Source organism: Parasutterella muris, from assembly GCF_009767915.1.
Taxonomy (GTDB): Bacteria; Pseudomonadota; Gammaproteobacteria; order Burkholderiales; family Burkholderiaceae_F; genus Parasutterella; species Parasutterella muris.
This window is the reverse complement of sequence record NZ_WSRP01000018.1, coordinates 1-10,659: the sequence shown is the minus strand read 5'-3', so window position 1 is coordinate 10,659 and position 10,659 is coordinate 1. Positions and strand designations below refer to the sequence as shown.

Below are 10,659 nucleotides of genomic sequence, written 5' to 3'. Positions count from 1 at the left end.
AACAATCCCGAATCATGAACGCCGTACCGTCCCGCTTGGCCGCGTGCGCAGGAAAATTTTTCAATAAGCTTGTCAGAATCGTTTCAAGGATCGTTGTTTTTGCTGCATACTAGGAAACTACAGCTGAAAAATGAGCCTAGCCGACAAATGAGTGATATTTCGAATAACGCCGCTCCTGCAGAAGAGCCCGGCACGCCGAAAAGCGAGAGTTTTCTGAGAAAACTGCTTCGATGGATCATCTGGTTCATCGTCATTGTCTATCTAATATTAGGGTGCGCATGGCTGGCCGCTCGATATTTTCTTGCTCCTTATATAGAGGGGCATAAGGCTCAAATCGAAAACAAGATCTCTGAAACCGTCTCCGCTCCGGTCACTTTCGGAAGTGTTGACGCGGGCTGGTCCGGACTTCAGCCTGAGGTGACGCTCAAAAATATTCAGCTGGGCGGCTCCGGGCAGAACCCGATCGAAGTCGAATCCCTCAGCGCAAAACTCTCTTTGCGCTCCATCCCTTCCATGGAACCGATTTTTGAAACGGTCACTTTGGACAAACCGGTTGTCACTGTGGAACGCAAGGGACCGATGAAGTTTTCGATTCTTGGAAAAACCATTGATCTCAACAAACTTCTCTCAGGGGAGGCTGATCTTGAGAGCGCATCGGCAAAGCTTCCTAAAGATATTCAGCTTCTTTTAAAACAGCGTCTTCTGGAAATTAAGGACGGCACGATTAGATTAGTGGACGACGCTTCCGGAAACACTCTGGAAATTAAAGATTTCAACGCTGCGTTTGAGAGCAGCTCCGGCGAGAAGCTCTTTGCCTTTACGCTTACGCCGCCCTCTTTTATCGGTTCGCCCATCACAGTTAAAGCGACGCTGAAGCCGCCGCTGCTGGATGCCGCTGTTCTGGCCAACTGGGATGCGGAATTTTTCGCGCAGACGGATTATCTGAACTTCGGCGAACTTGCCAAATGGTTCCCGGACTTCCAGGTCAAATACCGCGGCATCGGCTCAGGCTCTGCCTGGCTCACGCTCGCCAAATGGAAACCCTCTTCGGCTTCGTTTATCGGCGCGCTCTCCAACGTGGACGTGCAGCTTCCGGATATGGAGCCGCTGAAGCTAAAATACGTCAAAGGCAAAATCTCCGGCGCTATGAGTCCGCAGGATTACTCGGTCTCTACCGAAGATTTCGGATTCGAGCTTGAAAGCGGCGAAGTGCTTCCGCCCCTGAATTTAGCGGTTAAGCTCAATCGTACGGAAAACAATTCATTCTCGGGCGGCTCTTTTAAGGCGGACGAAGTTGACTTCAAGAGCCTCTCGGCTCTTCTGCCGTCTCTGCCGCTTCCGAAAGAATTCAAGTCCTTCATCGCAGCGCGCAGGCTCTCCGGAAACCTGAGCAATGTCGATATCAGCTGGCAGGGCTCTCCTGACGCCCCGAAGGAATACAACGGTTCGCTCAAGATTGTTAATTTCAGCTCTTTCGGCGCCCAGGGCAAAAACAATACATTGTGGCTTCCGGGCTTTCAGAACATGACGGCCGACGTCTCGATGAAGAACGGTGTCGGGACCGCGGTTCTGCAGACAAAGGGCGCGGATTTCGCGTTCCCGGGACTGTTCTCTTCAGCCGCTTTCCGTTTGGACAATCTCACCGGCACGGTTGAATGGAGCACGCAGGATCGCTTCTCTATAAACCTGAAAGACGTCACGCTGGAAAACGCGGACGCTTCCGTCACAGTAAACGGCACCTACCGCACAGACGGATCCCCCTTCGGCTTTATGGATATCACGGCCGGTATCAATCGCGGCAACGCGGCTGCCGTGTGGAAATACATGCCGCTTATCGTCGGTACCGACACGATCAACTGGCTTCGTTACGGCCTGCTGAAAGGGAAAGCGACCGGCGGCTCTGCGCGTATCCTCGGTCAGCTCCACAACTTCCCGTTCGAAGGCTCGGAAAACGAAAAATTTGAAGTCACGGTCAATGCCGACGACGTCACGCTGGACGTTTATCCGCTCAAGTTTGACAAACCGTCCGCTCAGAACAAAGCGGGCGGCATCTGGCCGGTATTCACCAAGGTCGGAGGCGTGGTGCGCTTCGTCGGCGACGGAATGCATATCACGGCCGATAAAGGCTCCTACAAGAACGCTTCTTTGATTTCCGCGAAGGTGGATATTCCGTCCTTCAGCGCCGATACCGTATGGCTGGATGTGGACGCGTCCGCCAAGGGCGACATCCCAAGCTATCTGGCTTACGTTAAAGCCTCGCCGGTAAACGGCTATACCGCTGAGCTCTTCAGCAAGGCGGAGGGAAGCGGCAGCGGAACTCTTCAGCTCGGACTGAAAATCCCGCTTGACGGTCCGGGCAGCGTCGCCGTGAACGGCGCCTTCACGGCAGAAAACGACAGCATCAATTTCCGTCACTATCAGATTCCCGATCTGACACAGGTTTCCGGTACGGTTCAGTTCTCTGAAAAAGGCGCGAATGCGCAGAACATTAAAGCACTCTGTTTTGACGAACCGGTTACTGCTTCGATCGTAACCAACAGCAAAGGCGCGATCGAAGTCAAAGCCTCGGGAACGGTCCCTGCGAAAGCGCTTCCGCAGATCATTCCGAATGAAGAGCTCGCACTCATTTCCAAAGATTACTTCCGCGGCTCAGCGACCTTCGCTGCGAACATCAAAATCGACGGCAGCGATGTGAACGTTGATATCAAGAGCCCGCTCAAGGGTCTTGAGAGTGCACTGCCCTCTCCGATGACAAAACCGGCCGCGCAGACTTCCCCGCTTCATCTGACGATTAACTCCTCCGGAAGTCTGACCGACGTTTCCGTCATGGTCGATGACTACCTCAGCACGGAATTTATCCTGAAAAACGGAGAGATCGATCGCTGCGCCATCGGCAATAAGTCCCTTCCGTCTCTTCCGCAGCATGGTTATGCCGTCGCTTTTGACACGTCGTTCCTATCGGCGGCTGCCTGGACCAAAGTTTTTGACGCGCTTGATAAAACTGAAAGCAATGCCAATCAAAAGAACAAGGTCATCAAGCTGCCCGATATCGCGTCGGCGCGCATCTCGATCGGAGAGCTTGAACTGGAGAACTTCAATCAGAACAATCTGACGATCATCGGTAAGAGCGTCAACGGCCAGCTCTCGGCTTCAATTCGAAGCAATCAGATCCAGGGCGCGATTAACTGGAGAAAGGGCGGCAAAGGAGTTGAGCCTCATCTCACCGCCAACCTCTCCAAGCTTTATATTCCGGACGCGGCTGAGACCGTTGCGGAAGAAACCAAGCCGGTTGAAATTCAAGGCGGATGGCCTGCCATTAATGCGGTTATCGGAGATCTGACTTACGGCAAGAGACGCCTCGGACACGTTGAGCTCGTCGCACGCAACACAGTTGCGGCCAACGGACACCTCTGGCAGATTCAGAAGCTCAACGTCACAAATCCGGCCGCGACGCTGAAATCTTCCGGAAGCTGGCTCAAACGCTTTGACGGATTTAACGAAACGCATCTGCTGCTCGACAATGAAATCAAGAGTCTTGGCGGAATGCTGACAAGACTGGACATGCCTAACCTGATCAGCGCCGGAAGCGGTTCCATCAAAGGCGATCTGTCCTGGGAGGGCACGCCGCTCGGCTTCAATACGGAAAGTTTCGACGGCACCCTCAATATCGATCTGCGCCGAGGAGAAATCCTGAAGATCCAGCCGGGCCCCGCGGCCAAGCTGCTCTCGCTGCTCTCGCTTCAGTCGCTGACACGCTATCTGACGCTTGATTTCCGCGATTTCTACTCTTCCGGCTTTAACTTCACGACGATTCAGGGCAAAGCGGACATTAACAACGGCCTCATGAACATCAAGGGACTCACGCTCGTCGGCGGAAGCGCGACTGTGGTCATGAACGGCACCATCAATACACAGAAGGAGACGGAAAATCTCCATCTGCTGGTCCTTCCGGATGTCAACGCCGCAGGCGCCTCGATCGCGCTCGCCATCGCCAATCCGATTGCAGGCATCGGCAGCTTCCTCGCGCAGCTGATCTTCAAGGATCCGCTCAGCAAGCTTTTCTCCTTTGAATACAACGTCACAGGCACGTGGGCTGATCCGATTGTGACCAAAGTCGACTCTCATAAGTTTTAAATTTAGGTTTATTTAACTATGCTTCGCATCGCAACTTGCCAGATGACTTCAGGGCCAGATACCGCGGCGAACCTACAGACCGCAGAAATGCTGATCCGCAGGGCCGCGCGCGAGGGCGCCAATCTGGTTGTTTTACCTGAACTGTTTTCTCTGGTGACCGGCAGCAGTGAAGAGGTGCTTAAAAACGCTGAAACTTACCAGGACGGTCCGATTCAAAGCGTGATGTCCGCGCTTGCCCGCAGCTTAGGCATTTGGATTGCCGCCGGCACCCTCCCCCTGAAGAGCCCGGAACCCAATCATGTGACAAACTCGCTTTTGGTTTACGACGCGTTTGGTCAGGAAGCAGCCCGCTACGACAAAGTGCATCTATTCTCTTACGAAGGAACAAACGAGCGCTACGACGAGTCCGAACTCTACACGCCCGGACACAAGCCGGTCTCCTTTACGATTCCGCTTGACAACGGCACCGACGTCCGAGTCGGGCTTGCGGTCTGTTATGACTTGAGATTCCCTCAGCTTTTCCGCCTGCAGTCGGGCGTGGATTGTTTCCTTCTTCCGGCCGCCTTTACGACCACAACCGGCAAGGTGCATTGGGAAGTTCTGCTGCGCGCCCGCGCCATTGAAAACCTCAGTTATGTCTTTGCTTCGGCTCAGGCCGGCCGCTCCTCATGCGGTCGGGCGTTCTGGGGCCACTCCACCGCGGTTGACCCATGGGGAACGGTCATCGGACAGCTCAACGGACACGAAACCGGAGTGTTATGCTCTACGGTCGATCCGCTTTTTCTGCGTCGGGTCCGCGAGTCCCTGCCCGCTTTAAACCATCGTGTTGAATATGAGCTTTGAGAATACTTCCACCGCAGTCAAAGAACTGCTTTACGCCAATGGAATTGATGAGAACATGCTGAAAGAAGCCTTTGCGCTTTTTTCCGGTTTTGACATCGATTACGCCGATTTCTATTTTCAGCGCACCGTTGCCGAGTCTTATGTGCTTGAGGAAAGCATCATCAAGACGGGCGACTACAGTACGGATATCGGTGTCGGCGTAAGAGCCGTTTCGGGAGAAAAGCATGCACTTGCGTATTCGGATGTCATCAGTAAAGAAGCGCTTTTTGAGGCGGTAAAGACAGTGCGGGCGATCGGCGCCTCTGCTGAACGCGAGACAACAGTCAAAGTCACGCCCAAGGAAGCCGAGCGGCATCTTTATGAGCCGATCAACCCGATTGAACTTGCGCAAACCTCCGAGAAGATTGAGCTCGTTAAGCGGCTTGAGCAGTTTGCGCGCGCAAGAAGCCCGCTTATCACGCAGGTGACCGCGCATGTCGCCTCTTCGCACGACATGATTCTTATCGCCAAGATGGACGGCACGCTGATCGGCGATATTCGTCCGCTTGTGCGTATGGGACTTCAGGTCATTGTCCGCAAGGGCGACAACACGCAGACCGGATTTGCGGGCGGCGGAGGCCGATTCGGCCTGTCCTACTTCACGGATTCGATTCTCGGCAATTACGCCGCTCAGGCGGTTGACGCGGCGGTGCGCAATCTCGAAGCGATCGCTGCTCCGGCGGGCTCCTTCCCGGTGGTGCTCGGAAGCGGCTGGCCGGGTGTACTGCTTCACGAAGCGGTCGGACACGGACTTGAAGCGGATTTCATTCGCAAGGGCACGAGCGTATTCACCGGCCGAGTGAGCGAGCGCGTTGCTTCGCCGCTTGTGACAGTAATTGACGACGGCACCATTGTTGGCCGCAGAGGCTCTCTGGCGATTGATGACGAAGGCAACCTCGCCGCCTGCACGACGCTGATCGACGAAGGTGTGCTGCGCGGCTTTATGCATGACGAAATGAGCGCCCGTCTCATGAATCTTCCGCTTACCGGAAACGGCCGAAGAGAAAGCTTTGCGCACCTTCCGATGCCGCGTATGACCAACACCTACATGCTCGAAGGCGAGACCGATCCGCAGGAAATTATCGAAAGCGTTGACTACGGCATTTACGCGTCTAATTTCGGCGGCGGCCAGGTCGATATCACCAACGGCAATTTTGTATTCTCCATGAGTGAAGCCTGGCTCATTGAAAAAGGCAGACTCACGGCTCCGGTCAAAGGCGCGACTCTGACCGGAAACGGCGCGGACGCGCTCACCAAGATTATTTTGGTCGGCTCGGACCTGAAGCTTGATCAGGGCAACGGTGTCTGCGGCAAGAACGGTCAGCACGTACCGACGGGTGTCGGTATGCCGACACTGCGTATTGACGGTCTGACCGTCGGCGGAACCGCTACGGCGTAAGCTCGGAATTCCGGACTGAGAGCGATCTGAGTCTCAGCGTGAGAATAAAAATGACCGCGATCATCACGGGCACAAGGCAGAGCGCCGCGTGCAGCGAGAAATGCTGCGCGACCCAGCCGATGCAGGGCGGAACAAAAAGAAGGCCGGCGTAGGACATAAACGCGACTGCCGCCGTTGCGCTTGCAGCCGGAATTATGCCGTTGCGACCCGCGATGCTGAAAAGCGTCGGAATCACATGCGCGAAACCAAGTCCCATGACCGCATATGCCGCAAGTACCGTATAAGCGGAATCGGCTTTCAGGACAACACCCATTGCGGCAAGTGCCAGCGCAAGACCGCATAGCATCAGATTGTTTTCGCCAAACTTCGTGCGAAGCGGGTCTCCCGCCAAACGCGCAAAGAAGGTCACAATCGAAAACAATCCGTACACGAGCGCCGCTACAGACTGATCCGCGCCTTTGTCGCCCGTAAGGTACAGGCCGCCCCACTCTCCTACGGAGCCTTCAGACGCGTAAGCGAGCAGAGAGCAAACCGCGCAGATCATCACAACCGCAGGCAGACGATGCTTCTTTGAACCCGTCGAGGCCGAGGTTAAAGCTGTACGGTCCGAAAGGAGATAGCCGCTGAGAGAAAGACTCAGCACCACGAACGCGGCAGAAGCGACAAGAAAGTTGATGCCGCTGCCGATGGCAAGCGCAGCACACACAGACCCGGCTGCAGACGCAAATACCGCTCCAAGACTGTAAAAAGCATGGAACAGATTCAAAGTGGGACGCTTGGACGCTTTCTCGTAAAGAACACCCTGCGTGTTCATCGCTCCGTCAAGCAGACTGACTGAGAATCCGCATATCCCGAAAGCGACAAAAATCTGCGGGACCGTCTGCGCAAAGCCGATGCCTAAAAGACCGAGGAAGCATAAAACCGCATTGACGCAAAGCACCATCCGACTGGAGAAGCGGCTGATCAGCTTGGGACTGAAAAGCAGACCGAGCAAACCAAAGCAGCCGAACATAAAGAGGCAGAGGCCGATCTGAGAATCACTGAGACCGACATGCATCTTGATTGCCGGCAGACGAGAAACGATAAGGCCGTAATAGAGTCCCGGCAGAAAGAAGAAAACGGCGCAAGCCGCCTTGGAGCGCAGCGGGTGAAACATAAATTCCGATTCTTTCCAGAAAATGAGTGCTTACAAGAAGCGATCAGTCTAACTAAGTTGGCGGACAAATATCTCCAAATCACTGCAAAATATTGTTCCTTTTCTTTTAAAAATCAAGAAATAGCAGGCTGTATCCAGGATCCTCCACCTCTTCTCTTCCATACGAAATTCCGTATTTCTCTGTATTTTTGCTCTGCACGAGCCGTAGTTATAGAGGCATAATTAACGGATATCTCTTTTATTTTGGATCTCAAGTGAAACACGCATTCAAATTCATGACACCGATGGTCTGGATGACACGTCTGCTCGTCGGCGCTTATCCTCAGTGGATCGGCTGTTCACCGGAGAAAAAACAGCGAATCTATTTCGCCAATCATTCCAGTCACCTGGACACGATTGTGATTTGGTCGGCGCTTCCTCGGGCCCTGCGACCGCTCACCCGTCCGGTCGCCGCTAAAGATTATTGGGAAACCGGTATTCGAAGACGCATCGCTGTTGACGAACTCAACGTCGTTCTGGTGGACCGTAAGCGCAGAGAAGGCAGCGATCCGCTGGATCCAATGAGACAAGCACTTGCAGATGGCTCCTCCCTCATCATTTTCCCCGAAGGCACAAGAACACCTCAGCCGCTTCCCGGACCTTTTAAGAGCGGAATTTGGAGACTGATGCGAGAGTTCCCGGAGGTGGAACTGATTCCCGTCTACTTAGAAAATCTGCACCGCTCGATGCCAAAGGGAGCCCTGCTTCCGGTACCGACCTTATGTTCCGTGCGCTTTGGCGCGCCTTTGCCCCATTCGCCTGACGAAGGCAAGGAAGAGTTTCTAGAAAAGGCCAGAGCGTCCGTTATCAGCTTAGCCAGGGAGTTATAAAAATGAGATGGGGATTTTCTACCAATGAAGCTTATTTCACGATCCTGGCGGTCTTGATCTTCTTGTCGGCGGCAGGCACCGTTATTGGCAACCTGCTCGTTAAAAAAGCCGAAGGCAATGAAGCAAGACTCAACAGTCTTCAGGTCGTCAACTCTCGCGTACGCGCGTCCTGGCCGCTAATCTTCGTATTTGTTATTGCTTTCTGGCTTGGGGACGCTGCCCTCTTGCTTTTCTTTGCGCTTGCATCGTTCTTTGCGCTGCGAGAATTTATTTCCTTGACTCCGACGCGAAGGCTCGACCACCTGATTCTGATCATTGCCTTTTACATCGCGATTCCGGTGCAGTACCTGCTGCTGGGCTTCAAAGAAATCGGATTTTTCACACTCTTTATCCCGGTTTATTTATTCCTTCTGCTTCCGGTTGTCATGGCGCTTGCTAAAGATACGGACCGTTTCCTTGACCGTGTCGCCAAAGTACAGTGGGGCATTATGATCGCGATCTTCTGTGTGAGTCACGCGCCCGCAATCGCGACACTGAATCTCTCCCGCTTTAATTCGAGCGGACCGCTTATGATGCTGTATTTCCTCTTAGTCCTGTATTTTGCGGACTTGTTCCAAATCATGGCATCTGCGATCTGGGGCGGCAGACCAAGCTGGAGTAATCAGTATAAGACTTACAAAGGCATCATTATCGGCAGTGTGGGAGCTCTGATCATGGGCTCAGCACTTTTCTGGATGACACCGTTCCGCGCCTGGCAGGCTCCTTTGATGTCGCTCGTCATTATTATTTCAGGGACCCTTGGCGCCCTGGTGATGTCCAGTATTAAACGCTCGCTGGGCGCCAAGAGGCTTGACACCAGCATGGTTCTGACTCGAGGGGCGCTGGACCGCATGGAGATGCTCTTCTTCTCCGCTCCGGTCTTCTATCACTCGATCATTTTCTTCTTTATGGACGTCTAAACGGCCGAAACGCTTCACGATCCCGGGTTTTAAACCTGGGATTTTTTATTTGCGTCCAAAGTTTTAAAAATCGATCCCGTGTTTCCCCAGACGGCTTCTCTCAGAACGGCGCTTTCCGCATGCAGCAGGACCCGATGCTCGGATCGAACCTTGAGTCGACCAACCTCCCCGGCGCCACCGGTGAAGTTCTGCAGGCCATGCTCGCGCTCGGCGCTCTGCCCGTTCAGCTTGATCAGATTCAGCTCGGACCGGGGTCCTCTCCGTACGAAAGAGGTTTCGGCCTGGTCTCTCAGTTCAACACCATCGCCGGTTCCCCGAAAGGCATCATGGTCGATAAACGCACCGGCCGCCGCTTCGTGAATGAACTTGCCGACCTCAAGGCCTGCGCAAATGCGATCCTTCAGCAACTGGATGAAAACGGCAAACCAGTCTATCCGATCTGCTTCACGGACAACGAAGGAGCCTAGCTCGCTCAGACTCTGCTAAACGGTCTCAAATACGGCGTGATCAAGAAATTCAACACGATCGGAGAACTCGCCGATCACTACGGCATTCCTAAAGAGGCGCTTATCAAACAGGTTGAAGAATTCAACGGTTATGTCCGCGCGAAGAAAGACGCCCAGTTCGGCCGTCCTCTTGATATCGCCATCGAAATTAAAAAAGCTCCGTTCTATGCCGCTCGAGTCTGGCCCAAAGTTCACTACTGCATGGGAGGCGTCGGTATCACGAAGAACGCTGAAGTCATCAATGTTCGCACCCAGCAGCCGATCCCCGGCCTTTATGCCGCAGGCGGCACTGGGCAACTACGGCAACGGCAGGATTAAAGGCGCGGAAAGCGACGATTATCGTCTTTGACCCGTTGCGACCGCCTATGAATATCCGATCATACTCAAGCTACGGCAGAGGCAAGAAAGCGGTCAGCTCAGTGGGTAACTACAACAGCTGGACAGTCAGCAGCGGATTAAGTCACAGCTTCTAAATCGGGGATTGGTTCTTCATACAAAGGAGCCTGAAGCACTCAGACAGTCTCTTCGGCAAACGTCAAAAGTAAATCCTTCAGACCCTCGAAGAATCCGGGCTTTAACCTTCTGAAGATTTTTCCGAACACTTCGGCGCCTCAAACGGCGCCGGAGTTCTTTTCCCGAGTTTTACAGTTTACGACTGCATAAAATCCCTGGAAGCCCCGTGTAGCGGGGCTTCTCCGATCTTACGATTTCCACGCCGTGGTAGCTACAACTTTCAGCCCCGGTAAATGAAGTT

At 53.8% G+C, this 10,659-nt stretch carries 6 protein-coding genes and 1 pseudogene; 6 read left to right on the top strand and 1 reads right to left on the bottom strand.

Annotated elements, in window-relative coordinates:
• Nucleotides 1–147: 147 nt before the first annotated feature.
• Genes E5987_RS06820 through tldD form a run of 3 tightly spaced genes read left to right on the top strand, consistent with a single transcriptional unit; the run spans nucleotide 148 to nucleotide 6,415 of the window.
• The gene (locus E5987_RS06820; RefSeq protein WP_160335350.1) at nucleotides 148–4,134 is read left to right on the top strand and encodes a YhdP family protein; all 3,987 of its coding nucleotides are present in this window, start codon (nucleotides 148–150) and stop codon (nucleotides 4,132–4,134) included.
• A gap of 18 nt (nucleotides 4,135–4,152) precedes the next feature.
• A complete protein-coding gene (locus tag E5987_RS06815) occupies nucleotides 4,153–4,977 on the top strand; it encodes a carbon-nitrogen hydrolase family protein (protein ID WP_160335349.1) in 825 nt (274 codons plus the stop codon).
• Complete coding sequence (tldD, locus tag E5987_RS06810; protein WP_160335348.1) at nucleotides 4,967–6,415, top strand: metalloprotease TldD; 1,449 nt, start codon at nucleotides 4,967–4,969, stop codon at nucleotides 6,413–6,415. The genes E5987_RS06815 and tldD overlap by 11 nt, the downstream gene beginning before the upstream one ends.
• On the opposite strand, the gene E5987_RS06805 is transcribed toward tldD, so the two are convergent.
• Nucleotides 6,405–7,571, bottom strand: coding sequence for an MFS transporter (locus tag E5987_RS06805; protein ID WP_160335347.1), 1,167 nt, complete (start codon nucleotides 7,569–7,571; stop codon nucleotides 6,405–6,407). The genes tldD and E5987_RS06805 overlap by 11 nt on opposite strands.
• 275 nt (nucleotides 7,572–7,846) lie before the next feature.
• On the opposite strand from E5987_RS06805, the gene E5987_RS06800 reads away from it, so the two are divergent.
• The 3 genes and pseudogenes from E5987_RS06800 to E5987_RS06790 all read left to right on the top strand — a co-directional run bounded on the left by E5987_RS06800 (nucleotide 7,847) and on the right by E5987_RS06790 (nucleotide 10,223).
• Nucleotides 7,847–8,440 (top strand): lysophospholipid acyltransferase family protein, encoded by a 594-nt coding sequence (locus tag E5987_RS06800; RefSeq protein WP_160335386.1) that lies wholly within the window; start codon nucleotides 7,847–7,849, stop codon nucleotides 8,438–8,440.
• 2 nt (nucleotides 8,441–8,442) lie between these two features.
• A complete protein-coding gene (locus E5987_RS06795) occupies nucleotides 8,443–9,399 on the top strand; it encodes a phosphatidate cytidylyltransferase (RefSeq protein ID WP_160335346.1) in 957 nt (318 codons plus the stop codon).
• A 119-nt stretch (nucleotides 9,400–9,518) separates the two neighbouring features.
• Nucleotides 9,519–10,223, top strand: a pseudogene (locus E5987_RS06790) (FAD-binding protein).
• Nucleotides 10,224–10,659: the final 436 nt, after the last annotated feature.

Coding starts and splice junctions, on each gene's coding strand:
- E5987_RS06820 (WP_160335350.1), top strand. CDS start 148: ATGAGTGATATTTCGAATAACGCCGCTCCTGCAGAAGAGCCCGGCACG.
- E5987_RS06815 (WP_160335349.1), top strand. CDS start 4,153: ATGCTTCGCATCGCAACTTGCCAGATGACTTCAGGGCCAGATACCGCG.
- tldD (WP_160335348.1), top strand. CDS start 4,967: ATGAGCTTTGAGAATACTTCCACCGCAGTCAAAGAACTGCTTTACGCC.
- E5987_RS06805 (WP_160335347.1), bottom strand. CDS start 7,571: ATGTTTCACCCGCTGCGCTCCAAGGCGGCTTGCGCCGTTTTCTTCTTT.
- E5987_RS06800 (WP_160335386.1), top strand. CDS start 7,847: ATGACACCGATGGTCTGGATGACACGTCTGCTCGTCGGCGCTTATCCT.
- E5987_RS06795 (WP_160335346.1), top strand. CDS start 8,443: ATGAGATGGGGATTTTCTACCAATGAAGCTTATTTCACGATCCTGGCG.